Genomic DNA, 23258 nt, shown 5'->3' with positions numbered 1-23258 from the left:
CGCGAAGTCCGGGGGGCGACATGGCGAAAAACGCTTCAAATCCAAAGGCCGGTGCTGGAGCCGGCGGCGCAAAGGCAAAGCCGCTGCCAAAGGTCTCGGTGGACGGGAAGACCATCCGCGCGCCGCTTACCCAGAACCCGCACGCCATCCGCGACACGCGTGAAAAGGTGCTGGAAGTGGCGATCGGCCGCGAGGTGCGCGCGTTCCGCAAGAAGCTCGGCATCACCGTCGCCGATCTGGCGGTCGCCACCGACATTTCGCTGGGCATGCTGTCGAAGATCGAGAACGGCATCACCTCGCCGTCGCTGACCACCTTGCAGGCGCTGTCGCGGGCGCTGGGTGTTCCCGTCACCGCCTTCTTCCGCCGCTTCGAAGAGGAGCGCAGCGCCGTTTTCGTCAAGGCGGGCGAAGGGTTGGACGTCGAGCGCCGCGGCACGCGCGCCGGCCACCAGTACAATCTGCTTGGCCATATCGGCTCAAACACCAGCGGCGTCGTCGTCGAGCCCTATCTGATCACGCTGACCGAGGATTCGGACGTGTTCCCGACCTTCCAGCACGAGGGCATGGAATTCCTCTATATGCTCGAGGGCGAGGTCGTTTACCGGCACGGCAGCAATCTCTATCCGATGAAGCCCGGCGACAGCCTGTTCTTCGACGCCGACGCCCCGCACGGACCGGAGCAGCTGACGAAACTGCCCATGCGCTATCTGTCGATTATTTGCTATCCGCAGAGCGCGGGTTAACGGGGCTCGATTCCTTTTTTACAGCATTGGCGATTGGCGAAAGCCGAAGTGACATCCGATCTCCCCCCTTGAGGGGGAGATGTCCGGCAGGACAGAGGGGGGCGAACCGCGATGACGCATAATCTCGTATCCTCCAACAACCGCCGCAATGCGCGCAGGATGCGCAAGGTGATGACCGACGCCGAACTCAAGCTCTGGAATGAGATCAGGGCACGTAGGTTGATGGGACTGGGGTTCTCGGCGCCAGATGCCTATCGCCGGCCATATCGTCGATTTTGCATGCCCGGACACAAAGCTGATCGTCGAGCTTGATGGTTCCCAGCATGGCCAAGCCGAAGCGTTGGAATTGGACGCTGCAAGAACCGCCAAGTTCGAAGCCCTGGGCTGGACCGTCCTGCGCTTCTGGAACGACGATGTTATCCGCGACATCGACAGTGTCTGCCAGCATGTCGTGATTGTGGCCGGACTGGGCGGCGGGTGAGTTTCGCGGAGCGTTAGAGGTTGGACATTGGGCAAGGCCTGCGCTCCACGGCGCCCCCCTCTGCCCTGCCGGGCATCTCCCCCTCTTGGGGGCAGATTGGCTGCTTGGAGGGCAGCGTCAATACAGCAATCAATCCGGCCCGAATCCCGGGCTCGTCGCACTGCCATCATCCAATTTCGACAGCCACTCGACCAGTGTCGGGCGGTAGCGCGTCAGCCCCTTGTAGGTGGCAAGCTCCTCGGGCAGGTCGCGGACGACGCGGTGCAGGCGGCGCGCCCATTTCGGTTGCGTCACCAGCTCGTCCATCTTGATCAGGTAGCAGCGGATCGGGAAGACGATGGCGTTGGAGCGCGGCAGACGCCAGAAGCTCTGCAACTCGACGCGCAGATGCACCTTGTCGCCGACATTGTCGGGCGTCACCGTCGCCCGGTCCGGGCCCCATTTGTGATAATTCTCGGGGCTGGTGTCGAGGCGCGGATTGACGGTCATGGTCCAGTTCAGGCGACGCGCCGGCTTGCCCTGCTGGATGTTGATGAGGAACTTCAGCGCCCTGACGAAAATCCCCTTTTCATGTGCCAGCGGTACCGGCGCGTGCCACTCGAAGAAGTTCATGCCGATGTCGAAGTCGAGCGACCAGTCGGCCTGGGTGGTGACCATTCCGGCATCCATCCAAAGATTGCCGTCGCGCTGATCGAGGATGCAGAAATCGCCCTGGCTCTGGCGGGTGATGTACTCCATCGGCCCGTAAGGCAGCGTCGTTGTGTCGCCGAAGGTGAAGGTGTCGTCGATGCCGAGCGGCCGGTTGATCCAGCGCCAGCGATCGCCGTCTCGGGTCAGCGTGAAATGCTCGGGATAGCCCAGCGCCTGCTGCTCCATCAGAAGTTCGAGCAGATCCCAGCCGGCGAGCGTCATGTGCGGCAGCGACTGGCAGCGCAACGGATCCTCGGCCAGGACCAGAGCGCGGTCCTGCATCTCGGCGACATAGTGCTCATCGACATCTATCAGGTTTTCCAGCACGCTGCCCTTCGGACCGACGACATGCGGCTCGATGTTGACCGCATACATGTAGCTGTCTTCATGGAACGGAAACGGGAACCGCCTGATGTGCTCAGGGCTGTTCCTGAAGGTGAAGTCGTCGCGAAACGTTTCCTTGCGAAAGGTGATGCCCAAGCTCGCCTCCTATCTTTCCAAGACCAGCGATTTGCCTTCGAAGCGCGACACGCACGGCATGATCTTGCAGCCGGAGCGATGATCTTCCTCGCTCAGCCAATGGTCGTTGTGGATGAACTTGCCGTCGGACGCGATGACGTTGGTTTCGCATTGGCCGCAAACGCCGCCGCGGCAGAGATAGGGCGGATCGACGCCGGCCGCCTCGATCGCCTCGAGCAGGCTCTGCTGCTCGCCGACCCGGATGCTCTTGCCGCTGACGGCCAGCGTCACATCGAAGGGCAATCCCGGTTGCGGCGCCGCGAAATGCTCGAAATGCACGGTCTCCGGTGGCCAGCCAAGCGCGGCGGCGCGCTCGCGCACCCAGCCGATCATGCCTGCCGGACCGCAGACATAGAGATGCGTGCCGAGCGGCTGCGACGACAGCAGCCGGTCGAGGTCTATGCGTTCCCCGCGGTCGTCGTGATAGAGCCGGACCCGGCGGCCGTAGCGCTGTTGCAGCACATCGGCATAGGTGCCGAGCGAAGCCGTGCGGCAGGTGTAGTGCAGTTCGAAATTGCCGCCATCGCCTGCCAACTGCGCGGTCTGGGCCATGAAGGGCGTGATGCCGATGCCGCCCGCCAGCATCAAATGTTTCTTCGCCCGGAGATCGAGTGAGAACAGATTGACTGGATAGGAGATCACCATCTCCAGGCCGGGCTTGACGCTCCGGTGCATGAAAAGCGAGCCGCCCCGGCCGACATCGTCGCGACGTATCGAGATCGTGTATTCGCGCGTGTCGAGCGGCGAGCCCATCAGCGAATAGGGATTGAGCCTTGTGCGGTCGCCGTCGCGCATCTCGACCACGACATGGGCGCCGCCTGAAAAGGTCGGCAACAGCTCGCCGTCGCGGCGGCGGAAATGAAAGCGGGTGACCAGCTCGTTGACGGGGACAACATCGCTGACGACGACGTCGAGTTTGGTGGTGCCGGTGCTCATCGGAAGACCTCCTCGAACGGAGGAATTTCGCTGCGATCCTCGGCACTGATGCAGACGCCCTGGAACGCCGCCAGCCGCCGCGAATAGTGGTCGCGCACCAGAAGTAGCAGGCCGCAATGCGAGCAGGTGGCGGGTTGCGTCGTTACATTCTCGGTGATGCCCTTGCAATGCACGCACTGCACGCGGCGCGCCAGCGAGCCGCGATGTTCGGTCTGGATCGCGGTGTGGTCGATGCCGGCATCGAGCGCCACCTGCATGGCCTGGCCGATCAGCCCTTCGGTACCGGCGAGATAGAGGCGCAGGCCCATATGCGCGTTATCAAGCGTCTGTTTCAGCCGCGGCAGCAGGCTGGCGAAGGACGGCGCCTGGTGGAAGCGCGCCGGTTTCAGCGCTTCGAGAGCGGCGACATGCTTGTCGTCCGGCCCGGGAATGAAGACGATTTCGGCACCGTCGAAGAACCTGTCCGGAGCCGTTTTGGCCATGTCCGCTATCGCGAGCGCACCCTCGGCATCGGCGATGAAAAGATGATGCTTGCCGGGCTGCGGCGACAAGATTCCGTAGACGGGCCGGCTGATGATCGACTTGGCTGCCATTCTCTGCTTCGCGCCTCGAACCCTCGCTTCGACTATGCCTCAGCCTTTCGCCGTGCGCTTGGTCTTCCTTGGGTCATCGAACGGCAATGGCTGCGCCGTCGCCTTGATCGATCCGCTCCTGTTGCGGATCTCGAGCCTTGTGTCCTTGACGGCGCAGTCGACGTCGAGGCGGGCGATGCCCATCGATTTCTCGACCAGCGGCGAATACATGGCGCAGGTGACGACGCCGACTTGTCTGCCATCGCGATAGACCGGAGCGCCCTCGTCGGCCGGCTCCTTGCCGTCGAGCAACACGCCATAGATCTTGAAGCGCTCCTTGCCCTTGAGACGGTAGTGCTCCTCGGCGCCGCGAAAGCCGGTCTTGCCCGGGCTGACGGTGAAGTCGAGGCCGAGTTCCCACAGCGTGTCGCCGGGGCCTTCATTCTCGAACGGATATTTCTGCGAATTGTCGTAGGGATAGAACAGGAGATAGCTCTCGACGCGCAGCATGTCGAGCGTGGTGAAGCGGCACGGGATGATGCCGGCGCTCTTGCCCTCGTCGAGGATCCTGTCCCAGATCGTGCCGGCATCCTGGCCGCGGCAGAAGATTTCATAGCCGCGCTCGCCGGTATAGCCGGTGCGCGAGATCATCACCGGAAAACCGAAGAGCTGCGTCTGCATGTGATGGAAATAGTTGAGGTCGCGAATGCCCGGCACGTGCCTGGCAAGATAGTCGACCGCCGCCGGCCCCTGCAGCGAGAGGTCGTGCAGATTGTCGTCGAAGCGCAGCGACACGTCCCTGCCCATCGCCGCCCGCTGCAACTCCTCATGTCCGGTTCCCGAGCCATGCACCACCATCCAGCTATTCGGCCCGGTGCGGTAGAGGATGCAGTCGTCGGTGAATTTTCCCGCCTCGTTGAGCATGCAGGCATAGGCCGATTTGCCGGGATAGATTTTTTCGACGTCGCGCGTGGTGGCGAGATCGATGAGGTGCGAGGCGTGCGGGCCTGTGATGTGGACCTTCTTCAGGCCCGAGACATCCATCAGCCCGGCTTTGGTGCGGATAGCGATGTATTCCTCGTCGGCATCCTTGTCGTAGGTCCAGGCGGTGCCCATGCCGCTCCAGTCTTCGAGTTTCGAACCCAGCGCGCGATGGCGATCCGCCAGGGTTGAAAATCTCCAGGATGCCGTCATCCGATCCTCCGTTCGATATTTTGATTATGTTCCCTGCTCCTGTGCGCGCGGGCTGGAGCTTTGAGCGAATATTGATCGCAAACGCGTGGGGCCTGCAATCCCCTGAAAGCAAATAATTTCATTGTCAGGCAAAATTCGTCATCCGAACAAGGCGGTTAACTCTGCGTAAATTCGCCTTGACAATTTCCGAATTCGGTCTGAATTTATGAAAAAAATTTCACTCTCTTGAAAGAGAACGGCGGGCGGTGGATTCGGAACCGGACGTCGAAAAAGGGGAAAACCGATGTCAGACCTGCAGCAGCGCATCGAGGCGCTGTACCGTTCCGACTTGCGCGGATCCGCGCTCCTGATCGTCTGCCTGTGGGCGACGATCCTCTTCGTCCTCTTCATGACATGGCCGCATATCCCGCATGACGGCATCAAGGCCGTCGTCGCGATTGCCGCCGCCGCGGTGCTGATCTTCAACACGGCGGCGATCCTGGCCATGGTCAACCACTACAAGGAAGACAAGGAGTTCATCTACGGGCTCGACATCAAGAATTACGACCGCAACCGCAAATCCTGAGAGGGGAGAGAAGCATGTCCCGCTACACGCCGCCGCAACAGAGCAAGGCCGGGCAGGTCTTCGATATCGCCGTCGTCGTGGTCGCCATCTTCGTGGCGCTGTGGCTGCCGCTGAAACTGGGATTGGCGGGAGCAGCCAAGTCCATCGATGCGCTCGACGCCAAGACTTGGGAGGCGCTCGGCCAGAACCCGACCATGGCCTCGATCTGGGAAAGGCTCGGCTATACGCCCGAGACCGCGCACGACATCATCCAGAATCGTTTCCACTACATCATCGACTGGCCGACGCTGGTTGTCATGGCAGCCGTGTTGATCGGTTATTTCGTGTTCCTGTTCCGGGCATCCGACCGTGAATATCGCGACGTCATCAACGAGAAGTTCGACGAGAAATAATCCGGGGACAGACCATGTGGATAGTACTCTCTTACGCATGCTGGGGCATCTCGATCGTGCTTGCGCTGTGGATGCTCTACGATTGGTTCAAGGTCGATACGACCTACTCCGAGGATATGCTGACGTCCTCGCGCGAAGGCGAACTTGAAGCCGCTTCCGAAAAACACCGGATCTGAGTGGGGATTGATCGATGACGGTCGTGGTTGAAACTGCGGGTTCGGCAACAAATGGCGACAGGGTCTCGCTGCTTCGGGTGCTTGGCCCGGCCCATGTCTGGGCGTTGGGTGTGGGCATCGTCCTGGTCGGCGAGTTCACCGGCTGGAATTTCTCCGCCGACAAGGGCGGCGCGCTTGCCGCGCTGATTGTCTGCTGGGTCGTCGGGCTGCTCTATACCTCGGTCGCCATGATCGATTCCGAAGTGACGTCGACGGTCGCCGCCGCGGGCGGCCAATATGCGCAGGCCAAGCACATCGTCGGGCCGCTGATGGCCTTCAACGTCGCGCTGTTCCTGGTCTTTGCCTACACGATGCTCGAAGTGTCGGACGCCATCCTGCTCGGCGACACGATCGTCGCCAAGGCGGGCGTCGAGGGTCTCACCCACAACTCCTTCATCGCCGCCACCATCGTCGTCCTGGCATGGCTCAACTATCGCGGCGTGCTGATGACGCTCAACGTCAACTTCGTCATCACCGCGATCGCCTATATCTCCATCGTCATCCTGTTCTTCTCGGTCAGCCCGTGGACGCAAGGCGCGGTGCTGAAGCTCAACGAATTGGTCACCCCGGACAATGCGCTGCCCTATGGCTGGATCGGCGTCATCGCCGCTTTCCAGTTCGGCATCTGGTACTATCTCGGCATCGAGGGCACCACGCAGGCGGCCGAGGAAGTGCGCTCGCCCGCGCGCTCGCTGCCTTATGGCACGATGGCCGGCATGATCACGCTTCTGATCGCCGCCGCCATGACCTGGTATGTCTGCGCCTCGCTGATGCCCTGGGAATATCTCGGCATCACTTATTATCCGCTGTGGGACGCCGGCAAGCTGACCGGCAACCCGCTGCTGGAAAACCTGCTGTTCATCGCCACGCTGCTTGCCGCACTGGCGTCCGCCAATGGCTGCATCAACGACGCGGCGCGCGCCTGGTTCTCGCTCGGCCGCGATCGCTACCTGCCGAGCTGGTTCTCGGCGGTGCACCCGAGATACCGCACGCCCTACCGCTCGATCCTGTTCCTGCTGCCGATCGCGCTCGCCTTCGCCTTTATCGCCGACCTCAACCAGGCAATCACCTTCTCGATCCTGTCCGGCGTGCTGCAATATACGTTCATGAGCATCAACATCATGATGTTCCGGAAGAAGTGGCCTCTGGGTTCGATCCGCCGCGGCTACACGCATCCCTTTCACCCGCTGCCGGCGATCGTCTTGTTCTGCCTGTGCGTGGTCACCTTCTTCGCCATCTTCCTCGGCTTCGGCTCGCAGCTCATCGCCATGGTCGCGTTCTATTTCCTGATCTCGCTGTGGTTCCATTTCTACCGCTACAAATTCGTGCGGCGCGGCGACCAGTTCACCATGCCGTGGCCGAAACCGCAGGGCTATTGATGGGAGTAGGCCCGTCCGAATTGGGCGGGCCTGGCATGACGAAATGTCCGAGGTGACGTCAGCACTGCTTGCCGGGGCGGCTGTCCTGGCTCTCGTCCTGCACTTTGCCTGGCTGGCACGCCGCAGCCGCGACAGGGCTGCCGTGGCGCGCGCCGCCGACCAGGCCAGCATCCGCGCCGTCATTGCCGACGCCGAAGATGTCTCGGACGGTACTGCCGGCGTCGTTACGTGGGAAGGCTCGTGGAACGGCCAGCGCGTGCAGTTGCGCACCATCGTCGACACGCTGGCGACGAGAAAGCTGCCGGCGCGCTGGCTCAGCGTATCGATAACGGAGAAAACAGCCGTGCCCGGCACCTTCGACATGATGATGCGGCCGGGCTCGCCGACGACATTCTCCAATTTCGACCATCTCGACCACACGCTGCCGAAGGCGCCCGGCTTTCCCGCCGAGGCGGTGCTTCGAACGGACCGCAGAGGCGTGCGCTTCCCGCAAAACATCATCGCCGACCATCTGGAGCCCTTTTCAGAAGGACGCGCCAAGGAGCTACTGATCACGCCAAAGGGTGTGCGTATCGTCTGGCTGCTGGCCGAAGCCGAGCGGGCCCGCTACGGTGTCTTCCGGCAAGCCGCTTTCGGTGACGCGCAAATCGACCCGGCGCTGATCTCGCGGCTGCTCGTATCCCTTTCGGGACTGCGCGACGCGATCAACAGGAACGAACGGAAAGCGGCATGACCGGCGCAACCCCCTCGCCCGGACCTACCAGCCCATATATCGTCTTGGGCGCGGCAACCCTGCTGCCGGGCAGCGGCCACGTCATGCTGGGCGTTCCCACGCGCGGCCTGCAGTTTCTTTTCTTCATGGTCATCCTGGCCTGGGTGACGGCGAAGATCGCCCCGCCCGACGCCAGCTTTGTCGGCCGCCACGCCGGCGGCTTCCTGATCTATGCGCTGTCGATCCTTGACGCCTACAAGATGGCTCGTATCCGGACCGCCAAATGGGCCCATTCCATGCGCCGGCAAGGCGATGGGCCGCCGGATGGGACAAAATACAACGCGTAACGAGAGGAATATTTTTTTCATACCAATTGAATTCCCCGAACTCATTCGATACATCATTTTTAGCTACAAAGGGTCTGGAGGCTGGCATGTGCGGAATCGTTGGACTTTTCCTCAAGGACAAAGCGCTGGAGCCGCAGCTCGGTGCGATGTTGTCGCAGATGCTGGTATCGCTCAGCGATCGCGGACCCGACAGCGCCGGCATCGCGATCTATGGCGCGCCGTCCCGCAACGAGGCCAAGATCACCATCCAGTCGCCGAGGCCGGAGCGTGATTTCCGTGGACTGGACGCCGAACTCACCAAGGCGCTCGGCGTGCCGGTGAGCGTCATGGTAAAATCGACGCATGCCGTCATCAGGACCACGCCCGAAAAGGTCGATGCCGCGCGTGAGACCATCCAGTCGCTCAGGCCCGACATCCGCATCATGGGTGCCGGCGAAGCCGTGGAAATATACAAGGAAGTCGGCTTGCCCGAGGCTGTGGTCGACCGCTTCGACATCCGTGGGATGACCGGAACGCATGGCATCGGGCACACCCGCATGGCGACGGAATCGGCGGTGACGACGATGGGCGCGCATCCGTTCTCGACCGGCGCCGACCAGTGCCTGGTGCACAATGGCTCGCTGTCCAACCACAACAACGTTCGCCGCGAACTGGTCCGCGAAGGCATGAAATTCGAGACCGAGAACGACACCGAAGTGGCGGCCGCCTATCTCTCCTCCCAGATGGCGCATGGCAAGAACCTCGGCGAGGCGCTGGAGGGCACCCTCTCAGATCTCGACGGTTTCTTCACCTTCGTCGTCGGCACCAAGAACGGCTTCGGCGTGGTGCGCGACCCGATCGCCTGCAAGCCCGCCGTGATGGCCGAAACGGACCAGTATGTCGCCTTCGGCTCGGAATATCGCGCGCTGACCAAATTGCCCGGCATAGACAATGCGAGAGTCTGGGAACCGGAACCCGCAACCGTCTATTTCTGGGAGCATTGAGTTCATGCCGGCAACAAAACTTTCAACCGCGGCGGCGAGCGACCATGCCTCCCGGGTGTTCGACCTGGACCAGATGTCGTTGCGCGAGCTCAACCAGGCACTGCACAATCTGACGCCAGGCTCGAACGAGACCGCCTGGGAAGTGTTGAACCCGAAGGGCAGCCATTCGGTCGCCGTCGGTGTCGACCAGCCGGTCAGCATCGATGTGCACGGCAGCGTCGGCTATTACTGTGGCGGCATGAATTCCGGCAGTGCCATCACCGTGCATGGTTCGGCGGGACCCGGCGTTGGCGAAAACATGATGTCGGGGTCGATAACAGTCAAAGGCGACGCCAGCCAATATGCCGGCGCCACCGGCAAGGGCGGGCTGCTCGTCATCGAGGGCAATGCGTCCTCGCGGTGCGGCATTTCGATGAAAGGCATCGACATCGTCGTGCACGGCAATATCGGCCATATGTCGGCCTTCATGGCGCAGTCCGGCAATCTGGTGGTGCTGGGCGATGCCGGCGACGCGCTCGGCGATTCCATCTACGAGGCACGGCTGTTCGTGCGCGGCAAGGTCGACAGCCTGGGCGCCGACTGCATCGCCAAGGAAATGCGGCCCGAGCACCTGGAACTGCTGCAGGGCCTGCTCGATCGTGCCGGCGTCACCGGCGTCAAGCCGTCGGAGTTCAAGCGCTACGGCTCGGCGCGCACGCTCTACAATTTCAATATCGACAACGCCGACGCGTATTGAGGCAGCATGACCTATCGCAACCCGCCGACGACGCCGCGCAAATCCGCGACTTTCGACGACTACACGCTTTCCGAGATCCGCCGCGCCGCGGCCACCGGCATCTATGACATCCGGGGCGCCGGCGCCAAGCGCAAGCTGCCGCATTTCGACGACCTTCTGTTCCTGGGCGCATCGATCTCGCGCTATCCGCTCGAAGGCTATCGCGAGCGCTGCGACACATCAGTCGTGTTGGGCTCACGCCATGCCAAGAAGCCGATCGAGCTGAAAATCCCGATCACCGTTGCTGGCATGAGCTTCGGCTCGCTGTCGGGCCCGGCCAAGGAAGCGCTCGGGCGCGGCGCGACGCTGTCGGGCACCTCGACCACGACCGGCGACGGCGGCATGACCGAGGAAGAGCGCGGTCATTCCAAGCAACTCGTCTACCAATATCTGCCGTCGCGCTACGGCATGAACCTGCGCGATCTGCGCCGCGCCGATGCAATCGAGGTCGTCGTCGGCCAGGGCGCCAAGCCTGGTGGCGGCGGCATGCTGCTCGGACAGAAGATCTCCGACCGCGTCGCCGAGATGCGCACGCTGCCCAAGGGCATCGACCAGCGCTCGGCCTCGCGCCATCCCGACTGGACCGGGCCGGACGATCTCGAGATCAAGATTCTCGAACTGCGCGAAATCACCGACTGGGAAAAGCCGATTTACGTCAAGGTCGGCGGCGCCCGCCCCTATTACGACACAGCGCTTGCGGTGAAGGCCGGCGCCGACGTCGTCGTCGTCGACGGCATGCAGGGCGGCACGGCGGCGACGCAGGAAGTGTTCATCGAGAATGTCGGCCAGCCGACGCTCGCTTGCATCAGGCCGGCGGTGCAGGCGCTGCAGGATCTCGGCATGCATCGCAAGGTGCAGCTGATCGTCTCGGGCGGCATCCGCAACGGCGCCGATGTCGCCAAGGCGCTGGCGCTCGGCGTCGACGCGGTCTCCATCGGCACGGCTGCCCTTGTCGCGCTCGGCGACAACGATCCCCGCTGGGAGGCGGAGTACAACGAGCTCGGCACCACATCAGGCGCCTATGACGATTGGCACGAGGGCCGCGACCCGGCCGGCATCACCACGCAGGATCCCGAACTGATGAAGCGGGTCGATCCGGTGGCCGCCGGCCGCCGGCTGGCGAACTATCTCAAGGTGATGACGCTGGAGGCGCAGACCATCGCCCGCGCTTGCGGCAAGAACAGCCTGCACAATCTCGAACCCGAGGATCTCGTCGCGCTCACGATCGAGGCCGCCGCGATGGCCGGCGTGCCGCTGGCCGGCACCAACTGGATACCGGGGAAGAACGGCTTCTGATCAACAAAGGGCCGAAGGCCATATGCTCTAGGGCCAACAATCGACAAAAAATGGGGAACTTCCGTGACAGTTGATCTTGCAGAGTTCGCAAGGGCGAAAAACGTCAAATATTTCATGATCTCCTACACCGACCTGTTCAGCGGGCAACGCGCCAAGCTGGTGCCGGCACAGGCGATATCAGATATGCAGAAGGATGGCGCCGGCTTCGCCGGTTTCGCTACCTCGCTCGACCTCACGCCGGCACATCCCGACATGCTGGCGGTGCCGGATCCGAATTCGGTTATCCAGCTGCCCTGGAAGCCTGACGTCGCCTGGGTCGCCGCCAACTGCATCATGGACGACAAGGAGGTCGACCAGGCACCGCGCAACACGCTTAAGCGACTGATCGCGGAAGCCGCTAACGACGGCATGCATGTCAAGACCGGCGTCGAGGCGGAATTCTTCCTGATCTCGCCCGACGGCAAAACGATCTCCGACGAATATGATACGGCGGCGAAACCATGCTACGACCAGCAAGCGTTGATGCGCCGCTACGACGTCATCGCCGAGATCTGCGACCACATGCTGGCGCTCGGCTGGGGCGCCTACCAGAACGACCACGAGGATGCCAACGGCCAGTTCGAGATGAACTGGGCCTTCGACGATGCGCTGGCGACCGCCGATAAGCATTCTTTCTTCAAGTTCATGGTCAAGTCGATCGCGGAAAAGCACGGCCTGCGCGCCACCTTCATGCCCAAGCCCTTCCAGGGACTGACCGGCAATGGCTGCCATGCGCACATCTCGGTGTGGGACAAATCAGGCAAGACCAATGTCTTTGCCGACAATTCGATGGAGCTCGGCCTGTCGGCCAAGGGTAAGCACTTCCTCGGCGGTATCATGAAACATGCCTCGGCTCTCGCCGCCATCACCAACCCGACCGTCAATTCCTACAAGCGCATCAACGCGCCTCGCACCATTTCGGGCGCCACCTGGGCGCCGAACACGGTGACCTGGACCGGCAACAACCGCACCCACATGGTGCGCGTGCCCGGCCCCGGCCGCTTCGAGCTGCGGCTGCCTGATGGCGCGGCCAACCCTTATCTGCTGCAAGCCGTCATCATCGCCGCCGGCCTCGACGGCATCCGCTCCAAGGCCGATCCCGGCAGGCGCTACGACATCGACATGTACCAGCACGGTCACACGGTGGAGGGCGCGCCGAAATTGCCGCTCAACCTGCTCGACGCGTTGCGCGAATTCGACAATGACAAATCGCTCAAGACGGCGCTGGGTGAGGAATTCTCGTCGGCTTATCTAAAGCTGAAGCACCAGGAATGGAATTCCTATGCTTCGCACTTCACGCAATGGGAGCGCGACCACACGCTGGATATCTGACCGGCGCAGCGTGCGAGCGACCTCGGAATGAACGTATGAAATATTCGATCTTCTCGCTCGCCCGCGCCGCCTTCTCCGGCCACAAGAACTGGCAGCGCACCTGGCGCGACGCCAGCCCGAAGGACCGCTACGACGTGGTGATCATCGGCGGCGGCGGGCATGGTCTGGCCACCGCCTGGTTCCTCGCCAGCGAGTACGGCATCAGGAATGTGGCCGTGCTGGAAAAGGGCTGGATCGGCTCCGGCAATGCCGGCCGTAACACCACCATCATCCGTTCCAATTACGGCCTGCCCGGCAACACCGGCTTCTACGAATTATCGATGAAGCTGTGGGAGCGGATGGAGCAGGACCTCAACTACAACACGATGGTCAGCCAGCGCGGCGTCATAAACCTCTATCACTCCGACGCGCAGCGCGACGCCTATGCGCGGCGCGGCAACACGATGCGCATCAACGGCATCGATGCCGAATTGCTCGACCTTGCCGCGGTCAAGAAGATGATGCCGTTCCTGAATTTCGACAATGCGCGCTTTCCCGTGCAAGGTGGGCTCTTGCAGCGGCGCGGCGGCACGGCGCGGCACGACGCGGTGGTCTGGGGCTACGCCCATGCGGCGAGCGCGCTCGGCGTCGACATCATCCAGAATTGCGAAGTGACGGGCTTCGTGCGCGACGCCAACGGCAAGGTGACCGGCGTCGGGACCTCGCGCGGCAAGATCGGCGCCGGGAAAGTCGGCATGGCCGTCGCGGGCTCCTCCTCGCGCGTCGCCGCGATGGCGGGCCTGCGCCTGCCGATCGAAAGCCATGTGCTGCAGGCTTTCGTCTCCGAGGCGATCAAGCCGCTCATCCCCAATGTGATGACATTCGGCGCCGGCCATTTCTACGTCAGCCAGTCGGACAAGGGCGGCCTGGTCTTCGGCGGCGACATAGACGGCTACAATTCCTACGCCCAGCGCGGCAATTTGCCTGTGATGGAAGACGTCTGCGAAGGCGGCATGGCGCTGATGCCGATGATCGGCCGTGTGCGCCTGCTGCGCCAGTGGGGCGGCATCATGGACATGTCGATGGACGGCTCGCCGATCATCGACAAGACGCCGGTCGACGGGCTCTACCTCAATGCCGGCTGGTGCTATGGCGGCTTCAAGGCGACGCCGGGCTCAGGCCTCGTTTTTGCCCACCTGCTGGCCCGCGACCAATCCCACAAGGAGGCCGCCCGCTTCCGGCTCGACCGGTTCCGGTCCGGAGCCGTGATCGACGAAAAGGGCCAAGGCGCCCAACCGAACCTGCACTGAAGGCCCTGCCATGCGCATCACCTGTCCCTTCTGCGGCGAACGCGAACTCGGCGAGTTCACCTATCTCGGCGACGCCAAGCCGGTGCGTCCGGCGACTGGCGCTTCGGAGGACGATGTCTTCGACTACGTTTACCTGCGCGACAATGTCGCCGGCGTGATGGACGAGAATTGGTACCACGGCGGCGGCTGCCGGGCGTGGCTGAAGGTCACCCGCAACACGCTGACGCACGAAATTTCGGCCGTGGAGCCAGCGGCGGGCGCCGGGGCGAGGCAGGTTGCGAAATGAATTTTTCTGTCCAGCTCAGCGCCGCGAACTCCGCCAGGCCTCTACCTCCCCCTTGTGGGGAGGTCGGACCGCAGGTCCGGGTGGGGGTCTGCGCCGCCCCCCCACCCCGCTGCTTCGCAGCGACCCTCCCCACCAGGGGGAGGGTAAGAAGCGGCAGGGCGATGAGCGGCAGCGCGACGCCAGTGCATGGGACTGCATCGTGACTTCCTCCCAATCCCATCGTCTCCCGACCGGCGGCCTCGTCGATCGTTCGTCACCGCTGAGCTTCCGCTTCGATGGCAAGACGTTCTTCGGCTTCGAGGGCGACACGCTGGCGTCGGCGCTGATCGCCAACGGCGTCAAGCTGGTCGGCCGCTCGTTCAAATACCACCGTCCGCGCGGCATTCTGACCGCTGGCTCGGAAGAGCCCAACGCGCTGGTCGAACTGCGCACCGGCGCACGCCGCGAGCCGAACACCAAGGCCACGACCGCCGAGCTCTATGAAGGGCTCGAGGCCGCCAGCCAGAACCGCTGGCCGTCGCTCCATTTCGACGTGATGTCGGTCAACCAGCTCTTCGCGCCGATCTTCGTCGCCGGCTTCTACTACAAGACCTTCATGTGGCCGGCGAAATTCTGGGAGGCGATCTACGAGCCGGCGATCCGCCGCGCCGCAGGCCTCGGCCGCGCCGCCGGCGTTGCCGATCCCGACCACTATGACAAGGCCTGGGCGCATTGCGACGTGCTGATCGCCGGCTCCGGCCCGACCGGGCTTGCGGCGGCCCTTGCCGCCGGCCGCTCCGGCGCCCGCGTCATCCTGTGCGAAGAGGATTTTATTCCCGGCGGCCGCCTGCTCTCGGATGGCGGCACGATCGACGGGCTGCCGGCAGACGAGTGGCTGTCGCGAACCCTGGCGGAACTCGAGGCAATGCCCGATGTCCGCATCATGACCCGCACGACGCTGTTCGGCGTCTACGATGGCGACACCTATGGCGCGATCGAGCGGGTCAACGACCATCTGCCCTCGCCGCCCGAGCACCAGGTGCGCCAGCGCATGTGGCGCATCGTGGCCAGGCGATGCGTCGTCGCGGCCGGCGCCCTCGAGCGGCCGGTCGTCTTTGCCGGCAACGATACGCCCGGCGTGATGATGGCTTCGGCCATGCGGACCTATGTCGCGCGCTATGCCGCCGCGCCGGCAAAACGCATCGCGCTGTTCACCAACAATGAGGATGGCTGGCGCACGGTCGAGACAGTACTCGGCGCAGGCTTGCAGATTGCGGCGGTCATCGACGCACGGCCTGACGTCTCGCCCGCCCATCGTTCGCTCGCCTCGAAGAGCGGCTTCCCGGTGCTGCATGGCGCCGTCAGCCGTGCGGACGGCGGCAAGGACGGTGTGAGGAAAATCTCCGTCTCTCTCACCGGCGGCGTGCGAGCCGAAGTGGAAGCGGACGGGCTTGCCGTCTCCGGCGGCTGGAACCCGGCGGTCGGGCTCACCTCCTATCATCGCGGCCGGCCGAAATGGCGCGACGACATCGCCGCCTTCGTGCCCGACGGCGCGCCTCCCGGCATGGTCGCCGCCGGTGCAGCCAATGGCTCGTTCGGTCTCGGCGCCTGCCTGGCGGGAGGGTTTGCAGCAGGCGCGGCGGCCGCGCTCGACGCCGGGCGCTGCGGCAAGGCCGGCACAGCACCGACTGCCGATGACGAGGCGTTCTCGTTGACGCCGCTCTGGCATGTCGCCGGCAAGGGCAAGGCGTTCGTCGACCAGCAGCACGATGTCACAGCTTCCGACATCGAACTGGCGCAGCGCGAGGGCTTCGAGTCGGTCGAGCATCTGAAGCGCTACACGACGCTCGGCATGGCGACCGACCAGGGCAAGACCTCCAACGTCGCCGGCCTTGCCATCATGGCCGTGGTGTCGGGCAAGTCCATTCCCGAAACCGGCACGACGATCTACCGCCCGCCCTATGTGCCGGTCGCGATCGGCGCCTTTGCCGGCCATCACCGCGACGAGACTTTTCACGCCACAAGGCTGACGCCCTCGCATCACTGGGCCGCCGAACAGGGTGCCGTCTTCGTCGACACCGGCCTGTGGAAGCGCGCGCAATGGTATCCGCACACGGGCGAGAAGGACTGGCTGGAATCAGTCACACGCGAGGTCAAGACGGTGCGTTCCGGCGTCGGCTTCTGCGATGTCTCGACGCTCGGCAAGATCGACGTGCACGGCCCCGATGCCGGCGCCTTCCTCGACCGCGTCTACATCAACACCTTCTCCAGCCTCGCCGTCGGCAAGGCGCGCTACGGGCTGATGCTGCGCGAGGACGGGTTCGTCTACGACGACGGCACGACCTCGCGGCTGGCCGAGGATCATTATTTCCTCACCACCACCACCGCCAAGGCCGGACTGGTGATGCAGCATCTCGAATTCTGCCGGCAGGTGCTGTTCCCGGAACTCGATGTGCAACTGACCTCTGTCTCCGACCAGTGGGCGCAGTTTTCGGTCGCCGGGCCGAAGACGCGTGATCTGCTGAAGGAGATCGTCGATCCGGCCGAGGACCTGTCGAACGAGGGCTTCCCCTTCATGGGTGCACGCGAAGTCGCGCTGCGCGGCGGCATCAAGGCGCGGCTGTTCCGCATCTCTTTCTCCGGCGAAATGGCGTTCGAAATTTCGGTGCCGGCGCGCTATGGCGAGGCGCTCGTGCGCAATCTGATGCTGGCCGGCAAGCCGTTCGGCGTGACGCCATACGGCACCGAGGCTCTTGGCGTCATGCGCATCGAAAAGGGCCATGTCGCCGGACCGGAACTGAACGGCACGACCACGGTCGCCGACCTCGGCCTGGGCAAGATGATGTCGACCAAGAAGGATTTTGTGGGCCGCGTCATGGCCGGGCGCGAGGCACTGGTCGCGCCGGACCGGCAGGTCATCGTCGGCATCAAGCCGACCGACAAGGCGCGGCGGCTGCGCTCCGGCGCGCACATCGTTCCGAAGGGCCAGACGCCCGGACCTGATAACGACCAGGGCTATGTCACCTCAGTCTGCTTCTCGCCGACATCGGATCAATGGATCGGGCTTGCTCTCGTGGAACGTGGTCGCGAGCGTATCGGCGAGGCCGTGCGCGCGCACGATCCGCTGCGCGCAGAGGAGTATGATGTCGAACTGTGCAATCCCGTCTTCTACGACCCGGATGGAGGGCGCCAGCGTGGCTGAATTTACCTGGGATGCGCGCAGCCCTCTCGACCGCACGCTGGTCGTCGGTCCGCGTGGCGCGCAGGGCGATACCGGCGTTTCGCTGACCGAGATCCGCAATTTCGACCTCGTGCAAGTGATGGCACGCCGCGGCAAGGCGGGTGACCTGGCCAGGGCTGCGACGGCGTGTTTCGGCATTGCCGGTCCGGATGCGCCCAAGGCGGTGCGGATTGCGGACGCCACGCTGATCTGGTCCGGGCCGGATCAGTTTTTCGTGCTGTCGAAGAGTGGCAAGCACGGGATGAAGGCGCTTGCTCCTCTGCTTGCCGGATCGGCTTCGCTGTCCGACCAGTCGCATGCGCGGGCGCTGATCAGCATCTCCGGTGACAAGGCGCGGGCGATGTTGGCCAAGCTTTCATCGCTCGATCTGCATGCCGGTGTGTTCGCGGTCGGCTCTGCCGCCGCAACCTCGATGGATCACACCAGCGTCACGCTCTGGCGTGGGAATGATCGGGCGGACGGACAGGCGGTGTTCAACGTTCTGGTCTTCGCGACCTTTGCCGAGAGCCTGTGGCACACGATGCTCGATGCGGCGGCGGAATATGGTGTGGATATCAGCCATTCCGAGGAAGTGACGTAGCTTTGCGCACGCCCTTCCCTTCTCCCCTTGTAGGAGAAGGTGGCCTCGCGGAGCGAGGTCGGATGAGTGGCGCTCCAGCTTGGCAATGACGGCACGCCGTCACCCACCCCCTCAACCGTCTCGGCGCTGGGCACTGATCCACCGCCCTGGGGCGAGCCACGAATCTCGCCCCGTCCTTCGGACCCCACAAGGGGAGAAGGAAGAACCTGCCCCACCACCGCCTTGCCAAACCCACCCGCACTGCTATTCTTGCTGCTAAAATAATTTCACACACAGGCAAACTTGTTTCTCGAACCGCAAGGCTGAGATGAGCCAGTCGCCCTACCCTGCCGTCGCATCCGGACCACCCCGGCCGAGCCTGATCCTGCGGCCCGGCCAGATCGCGCTGCCGCCGGGCATGGAGCGCTATACGGTCCAGGGCAATGGTGCGGTGCTGATCGAGGTCGAGGCCGGCGACACCATCACGGTGCGCAATGTCGAGGGCGGCCAGGCTTGCGAACTGCTGGCGTGGGATGGCACGGGTGCGACCGATCCCTCCATCCTCGGGGAAAAATCCAACAGCAATGCCGCCGGCATCAAGGTGCTGCTTGCCGAGGGCGATGACAGTCTCGCGTCCCTGCGGCGCGGGCTCGCGCGCCGGCAGGTGCAGCTCGACCAGGCCAAGGCGGTGCGCGTATTCGGCGGCGCCACGCCGGCCGGCACCGAACAGGCTTTCAGCGTTGCGCGCGTCGGCTCGGTGGTGATCGCCGCGCCCGGCGGGCCGATGCTGGTCGACGGCCATGATACGGCGACGCCGCTTACCGTGATCGTGCGGCGTGCCACCATCCGTCCGGCGGCGAAGTCGCAATTGGCCGACCCGCTCGCCGATCCGGTGCTCGACCTGCGCGTCCATTCGGCGACGGCGGAATCCTATTTCGTCAAAGCCGGCGACTATCTGCAGATCATCGACGTCGACGGGCGCCAATGCACCGACTTCCAGTGCTTTTCGGCGCGCAAGCTGGACAGGGGGCTCGACCATCCGCTCGATGTGACGACGACACGCACGCTGATGGGATCGAGCTATCCGATGCCGGGGCTGCACTCGAAATATTACGACCAGGACATGGAGCCGCTGGTCGAAGTGGTGCAGGACACATGCGGCCGGCACGACGCCTTCGCGCTCGCATGCGCCGCCAAATATTACGATGACATCGGCTATCCCGGCCATGCCAACTGCTCGGAGAACTTCAACCGCGCGCTGTCGGACAAGGGCGTCACGCCACGCGCCGGCTGGATGGCTATCAACTTCTTCTTCAACACGGCAATCGACGCGCATGGCGTCATGGTCTCCGACGAGCCATGGTCGCGGCCAGGTGACTATGTGCTGCTGCGGGCGCTGACCGACATCGTCTGCGTGTCCTCCGCCTGCCCCGACGACACGACGCCGGCCAATGGCTGGGACCTGACCGACATCCATGTGCGCACCTATTCCGGCCAGCACAAATTCTCGCGTGCGATCGCCAGACGCATGACGCCCGATTCGGAACCGAAAATGACCCGCGAGACCTCCTTTCATTCGAGCTTTGCCAAGCACACCCGCGACTTCGTCGAGTACAGGGGCTATTGGCTGGCCAATTCCTTCGCCAGGGAAGGCGCGATCGCCGAGTACTGGGCCTGCCGGCAGGACGCCGTGATCATGGACCTGTCGCCGCTGCGCAAATTCGAGGTCACCGGCCCGGATTCCGAAGCGCTGCTGCAATACACGCTGACCCGCGACGTCAAGAAGCTCGGCGTGGGCCAGGTCGTCTATTCCGCCATGTGCTACGAGCATGGCGGCATGATCGACGATGGCACGCTGCTCAGGCTCGGCAAGGACAATTTCCGCTGGGTCGGCGGCGACGATCTGTCCGGCGAATGGCTGCGCGAGACGGCGACAAAGCTCGGCCTCAACGTGCTGGTGCGCTCGTCCACCGACCAGATGCACAATATCGCCGTGCAGGGGCCGAAGAGCCGCGACATCCTGAGGAAGGTGATCTGGACCTCGCCGCTGCAGCCGTCGATCGAGGAACTGGAATGGTTCCGCTTCGCCGTCGCGCGCATCGGCGGCGGCAATGGCGTTCCGGTCGTCGTCTCGCGCACCGGCTATACCGGTGAACTCGGCTACGAGATCTGGTGTCATCCGCGCGACGCCGAAAAGGTCTTCGACGCGATCTGGGCCGCCGGCCAGCCGCATGGATTGAAGCCGATGGGCCTGCAGGCGCTGGACATGGTGCGCATCGAGGCCGGGCTGATCTTCGCCGGTTACGAGTTCTCCGACCAGACCGACCCGTTCGAGGCCGGCATCGGCTTCACCGTGCCGCTGAAGTCCAAGACCGACGACTTCATCGGCCGCGAGGCGCTGATCCGGCGCAAGGAGAACCCGCAGAACAAACTGGTCGGGCTCGACATCGATGCCAACGTCGCGGTCGGCCATGGCGATTGCGTGCATGTCGGCCGCGCCCAGATCGGGGTCGTCACGTCGGGCATGCGCTCGCCGGTGCTGAACAAGACCATCGCGCTGGCGCGGCTCGATGTCACCCACGCCGCCATCGGCGCGCGAGTTGAAATCGGCAAGCTCGACGGCCACGCCAAGCGGCTGCCGGCGCGAGTCGTGGCCTTCGCCCATTACGATCCGCAGAAGACCAGGCCGCGTTCCTGACCGCGGCCTTCCGGGCATACGGGATTGCCCATCGGCGGCGCCGCGGGGCACATTTGTGCGCCCGCCCGCAAGCGTGATGTGCACGGCGCGACAAAACGCTTGACGTGAAAGCGCGCCGGATCAATCTTCACTCCTAAGAAAAAAATACGACTGAGTGGAAACACTGAAGTCGCGGCGATATTGGCCGGGAGCAAGCTTCGCACAGCCGAGGCGTCGCCGGCGGGGAACATCAAAAAGGGGAATTCACCGACATGAGCACCATAAGCACAGTCCTGGACCAGCCTGCCGAAAGCAAGCTGCTCAGGCATATCGACTGGCGCGGCGCCTTCTGGGTGGCGAGCGGCGTCCCGGCCCTCGTCCTGTTCTCGATCGGCGGCATTGCCGGCACGACCGGGACGCTCGCTTTCCTGATCTGGACGGTGTCCATGGTCATGGGCTTCCTGCAATCCTTCACCTATGCCGAGATCGCCGGCCTGTTCCCGAACAAATCGGGCGGCGCCTCGATCTACGGCGCCACCGCCTGGCTGCGCTACTCCAAGTTCATCGCGCCCTTGTCGGTATGGTGCAACTGGTTTGCCTGGTCGCCGGTGCTCTCGCTCGGCTGCTCGATCGCCGCCGCCTATATCCTCAATGCGCTGGCGCCGGTGCCGATCTTTACCGACACGTCGCCCGAGGTCGCCGCCTATATCGCGGCACATGCCGGAACGAGCGCCGGCGACGCCATTACCGCGGTGACCGCGGCGGCGACCCCGGCGATCCGCACGTGGTCGGCGTTCAGTCACACGCTGGGTCCGGTGTCCTTCACCTTCAACGCCACCTTCTTCATCGGCGCCGTGCTGATGCTGATGATCTTCTCGATCCAGCATCGCGGTATCCTGGGCACCGCCAATGTGCAGAAATATATCGGCCTGCTGGTCATCGTCCCGATGCTGATCGTCGGCGTCGTGCCGATCTTCACCGGCCAGATCAACTGGGCCAATTTCTCGCCGCTGGTTCCCTTGGCCGCCGCCTATGCGCCAGAGCCCGGCGCCTGGAACATCGCCGGCTGGACGCTGGTGCTCGGCGGCATGTTCATCGCCGCCTGGTCGACCTATGGCTTCGAGACCGCCGTCTGCTACACCTCCGAGTTCAAGAACCCGGGCACCGACACCTTCAAGGCCATCTTCTATTCCGGCCTGCTCTGCATGCTGCTGTTCATCCTGGTGCCGTTCACCTTCCAGGGCGTGCTCGGCCTCAACGGCATGCTGGCGACGCCGATCGTTGACGGCTCAGGCGTGGCGGATGCTCTCGCCGGCATGGTCGGCGGCGGCGGGCTTATCCACAGCCTGCTGGTGATGCTGATGATCCTGGCGCTTGTGCTGTGCATCATGACGGCTATGGCCGGCTCCTCGCGCACGCTCTACCAGGGCTCCGTCGACGGCTGGCTGCCGCGCTACCTCAGCCATGTCAACGAGCATGGCGCGCCGACGCGGGCGATGTGGACCGACCTGTGCTTCAACCTGATCGTGCTGGCGATCGCCTCGGCCGATGCGACGAGCTTCTTCTTCATTCTCGCCGTATCCAATTGCGGCTACATCATCTTCAACTTCCTCAACCTCAATGCCGGCTGGATCCATCGCATCGACAACGGCCATATCGCGCGGCCATGGAAGGCCCCGACGTGGCTCTTGGGGATCGGGGCGGTCTTCGCCTATGTCAACGCGATCTTCATGGGCGCCGGCGCCAAGGTGTGGAACCCGATGGCGCTGTGGGCCGGGCTGATCACCGCGGCGCTGATCATCCCGGTGTTCTGCTTCCGCCATTACATCCAGGACGGCGGCAAGTTCCCCGACCACATGCTGGCCGACCTCGGCATGGCGGGAGCGGACCTCTCGGTGAAGAAGGCGGGCATGCTGCCCTATCTGACGCTGGTCGCCGGCGTGGCGGTAATGCTGATCGCCAACTGGTTTTTCGTCATCTGATTTGCCTGACGGGCAAGCGGCCTTCGGCTCCGCAAGAACAGAAATTGGCCGGTCTCAAATGAGACCGGCCGATTT

Annotated in this window: 21 protein-coding genes and 1 pseudogene; 18 read left to right on the top strand and 4 right to left on the bottom strand. The window is 63.8% G+C overall.

The annotated features are described in order from the left end of the window. The first annotated feature begins 20 nt into the window (after positions 1–20). Positions 21–743, top strand: a complete 723-nt coding sequence (locus FJ951_RS09570) for an XRE family transcriptional regulator (protein WP_140497887.1) — start codon at positions 21–23, stop codon at positions 741–743. A gap of 111 nt (positions 744–854) precedes the next feature. Beyond that, positions 855–1224 (top strand): annotated as a pseudogene (locus FJ951_RS09565) (endonuclease domain-containing protein). Between the two features lie 129 nt (positions 1225–1353). Here FJ951_RS09565 and FJ951_RS09560 read toward each other — a convergent pair. The 4 genes from FJ951_RS09560 to FJ951_RS09545 are packed head-to-tail and all read right to left on the bottom strand — an operon-like array spanning position 1354 to position 5135. Further along, the gene (locus FJ951_RS09560; protein WP_140497883.1) at positions 1354–2394 is read right to left on the bottom strand and encodes a DUF3445 domain-containing protein; all 1041 of its coding nucleotides are present in this window, start codon (positions 2392–2394) and stop codon (positions 1354–1356) included. A gap of 9 nt (positions 2395–2403) precedes the next feature. Continuing rightward, positions 2404–3369 (bottom strand): PDR/VanB family oxidoreductase, encoded by a 966-nt coding sequence (locus FJ951_RS09555; RefSeq protein WP_140514711.1) that lies wholly within the window; start codon positions 3367–3369, stop codon positions 2404–2406. After that, positions 3366–3962, bottom strand: coding sequence for a dimethylamine monooxygenase subunit DmmA family protein (locus FJ951_RS09550; RefSeq protein WP_140514709.1), 597 nt, complete (start codon positions 3960–3962; stop codon positions 3366–3368). The genes FJ951_RS09555 and FJ951_RS09550 overlap by 4 nt, the downstream gene beginning before the upstream one ends. Positions 3963–4001: 39 nt before the next feature. Further along, on the bottom strand, positions 4002–5135 hold the full coding sequence (locus FJ951_RS09545) for an aminomethyltransferase family protein (protein WP_140514707.1): 1134 nt from the start codon (positions 5133–5135) through the stop codon (positions 4002–4004). A gap of 283 nt (positions 5136–5418) precedes the next feature. Between FJ951_RS09545 and FJ951_RS09540 the strand changes: the two genes are divergently transcribed. The 16 genes from FJ951_RS09540 to FJ951_RS09465 all read left to right on the top strand — a co-directional run bounded on the left by FJ951_RS09540 (position 5419) and on the right by FJ951_RS09465 (position 23183). After that, entirely contained in the window at positions 5419–5700 is a 282-nt protein-coding gene (locus FJ951_RS09540; RefSeq protein WP_140514705.1) for a hypothetical protein, read from the top strand. 14 nt (positions 5701–5714) lie between these two features. Continuing rightward, positions 5715–6092, top strand: coding sequence for a hypothetical protein (locus tag FJ951_RS09535; RefSeq protein WP_140497873.1), 378 nt, complete (start codon positions 5715–5717; stop codon positions 6090–6092). Between the two features lie 14 nt (positions 6093–6106). Beyond that, positions 6107–6268 carry a hypothetical protein gene (locus FJ951_RS09530; protein ID WP_140514703.1) on the top strand — a complete coding sequence of 54 codons (162 nt, stop codon included), beginning with the start codon at positions 6107–6109 and terminating at the stop codon, positions 6266–6268. A gap of 14 nt (positions 6269–6282) precedes the next feature. Beyond that, entirely contained in the window at positions 6283–7686 is a 1404-nt protein-coding gene (locus tag FJ951_RS09525) for an amino acid permease (RefSeq protein WP_140514701.1), read from the top strand. Between the two features lie 43 nt (positions 7687–7729). Next, positions 7730–8419 carry a hypothetical protein gene (locus FJ951_RS09520; RefSeq protein WP_181165153.1) on the top strand — a complete coding sequence of 230 codons (690 nt, stop codon included), beginning with the start codon at positions 7730–7732 and terminating at the stop codon, positions 8417–8419. Beyond that, entirely contained in the window at positions 8416–8745 is a 330-nt protein-coding gene (locus tag FJ951_RS09515) for a hypothetical protein (protein WP_140514700.1), read from the top strand. Before FJ951_RS09520 ends, FJ951_RS09515 begins: the two co-directional genes overlap by 4 nt. A gap of 86 nt (positions 8746–8831) precedes the next feature. Beyond that, the gene (locus FJ951_RS09510; RefSeq protein ID WP_140497865.1) at positions 8832–9728 is read left to right on the top strand and encodes a glutamine amidotransferase family protein; all 897 of its coding nucleotides are present in this window, start codon (positions 8832–8834) and stop codon (positions 9726–9728) included. A gap of 4 nt (positions 9729–9732) precedes the next feature. After that, positions 9733–10464 (top strand): GXGXG domain-containing protein, encoded by a 732-nt coding sequence (locus FJ951_RS09505; protein WP_140514698.1) that lies wholly within the window; start codon positions 9733–9735, stop codon positions 10462–10464. Positions 10465–10470: 6 nt separating this feature from the next. Further along, positions 10471–11799, top strand: coding sequence for an FMN-binding glutamate synthase family protein (locus tag FJ951_RS09500; RefSeq protein ID WP_140514697.1), 1329 nt, complete (start codon positions 10471–10473; stop codon positions 11797–11799). A 63-nt stretch (positions 11800–11862) separates the two neighbouring features. After that, a complete protein-coding gene (gene glnT / locus FJ951_RS09495) occupies positions 11863–13170 on the top strand; it encodes a type III glutamate--ammonia ligase (RefSeq protein WP_140514695.1) in 1308 nt (435 codons plus the stop codon). Positions 13171–13205: 35 nt separating this feature from the next. Further along, positions 13206–14459 (top strand): sarcosine oxidase subunit beta family protein, encoded by a 1254-nt coding sequence (locus FJ951_RS09490; RefSeq protein WP_140514693.1) that lies wholly within the window; start codon positions 13206–13208, stop codon positions 14457–14459. 10 nt (positions 14460–14469) lie between these two features. Further along, positions 14470–14745 (top strand): sarcosine oxidase subunit delta, encoded by a 276-nt coding sequence (locus tag FJ951_RS09485; RefSeq protein WP_140514692.1) that lies wholly within the window; start codon positions 14470–14472, stop codon positions 14743–14745. Between the two features lie 199 nt (positions 14746–14944). Continuing rightward, entirely contained in the window at positions 14945–17926 is a 2982-nt protein-coding gene (locus FJ951_RS09480; protein ID WP_140514690.1) for a sarcosine oxidase subunit alpha, read from the top strand. Further along, a complete protein-coding gene (locus FJ951_RS09475) occupies positions 17919–18545 on the top strand; it encodes a sarcosine oxidase subunit gamma family protein (RefSeq protein ID WP_140514689.1) in 627 nt (208 codons plus the stop codon). Before FJ951_RS09480 ends, FJ951_RS09475 begins: the two co-directional genes overlap by 8 nt. A gap of 307 nt (positions 18546–18852) precedes the next feature. Continuing rightward, positions 18853–21222, top strand: a complete 2370-nt coding sequence (locus tag FJ951_RS09470; RefSeq protein WP_140514687.1) for an aminomethyltransferase family protein — start codon at positions 18853–18855, stop codon at positions 21220–21222. A gap of 251 nt (positions 21223–21473) precedes the next feature. Then, entirely contained in the window at positions 21474–23183 is a 1710-nt protein-coding gene (locus FJ951_RS09465) for an APC family permease (RefSeq protein ID WP_140514686.1), read from the top strand. Positions 23184–23258 lie beyond the last annotated feature (75 nt).

Source organism: Mesorhizobium sp. B2-2-3 (assembly GCF_006442405.1).
Taxonomy (GTDB): Bacteria; Pseudomonadota; Alphaproteobacteria; order Rhizobiales; family Rhizobiaceae; genus Mesorhizobium.
Note: the sequence above shows the minus strand (reverse complement) of the source record. Positions and strands in the feature narration are given on the sequence as shown.

Coding starts and splice junctions, on each gene's coding strand:
- FJ951_RS09570 (WP_140497887.1), top strand. CDS start 21: ATGGCGAAAAACGCTTCAAATCCAAAGGCCGGTGCTGGAGCCGGCGGC.
- FJ951_RS09520 (WP_181165153.1), top strand. CDS start 7,730: ATGTCCGAGGTGACGTCAGCACTGCTTGCCGGGGCGGCTGTCCTGGCT.
- FJ951_RS09540 (WP_140514705.1), top strand. CDS start 5,419: ATGTCAGACCTGCAGCAGCGCATCGAGGCGCTGTACCGTTCCGACTTG.
- FJ951_RS09505 (WP_140514698.1), top strand. CDS start 9,733: ATGCCGGCAACAAAACTTTCAACCGCGGCGGCGAGCGACCATGCCTCC.
- FJ951_RS09485 (WP_140514692.1), top strand. CDS start 14,470: ATGCGCATCACCTGTCCCTTCTGCGGCGAACGCGAACTCGGCGAGTTC.
- FJ951_RS09500 (WP_140514697.1), top strand. CDS start 10,471: ATGACCTATCGCAACCCGCCGACGACGCCGCGCAAATCCGCGACTTTC.
- FJ951_RS09530 (WP_140514703.1), top strand. CDS start 6,107: ATGTGGATAGTACTCTCTTACGCATGCTGGGGCATCTCGATCGTGCTT.
- FJ951_RS09515 (WP_140514700.1), top strand. CDS start 8,416: ATGACCGGCGCAACCCCCTCGCCCGGACCTACCAGCCCATATATCGTC.
- FJ951_RS09490 (WP_140514693.1), top strand. CDS start 13,206: ATGAAATATTCGATCTTCTCGCTCGCCCGCGCCGCCTTCTCCGGCCAC.
- FJ951_RS09510 (WP_140497865.1), top strand. CDS start 8,832: ATGTGCGGAATCGTTGGACTTTTCCTCAAGGACAAAGCGCTGGAGCCG.
- FJ951_RS09545 (WP_140514707.1), bottom strand. CDS start 5,135: ATGACGGCATCCTGGAGATTTTCAACCCTGGCGGATCGCCATCGCGCG.
- FJ951_RS09555 (WP_140514711.1), bottom strand. CDS start 3,369: ATGAGCACCGGCACCACCAAACTCGACGTCGTCGTCAGCGATGTTGTC.
- FJ951_RS09525 (WP_140514701.1), top strand. CDS start 6,283: ATGACGGTCGTGGTTGAAACTGCGGGTTCGGCAACAAATGGCGACAGG.
- FJ951_RS09465 (WP_140514686.1), top strand. CDS start 21,474: ATGAGCACCATAAGCACAGTCCTGGACCAGCCTGCCGAAAGCAAGCTG.
- FJ951_RS09550 (WP_140514709.1), bottom strand. CDS start 3,962: ATGGCAGCCAAGTCGATCATCAGCCGGCCCGTCTACGGAATCTTGTCG.
- FJ951_RS09470 (WP_140514687.1), top strand. CDS start 18,853: ATGAGCCAGTCGCCCTACCCTGCCGTCGCATCCGGACCACCCCGGCCG.
- FJ951_RS09535 (WP_140497873.1), top strand. CDS start 5,715: ATGTCCCGCTACACGCCGCCGCAACAGAGCAAGGCCGGGCAGGTCTTC.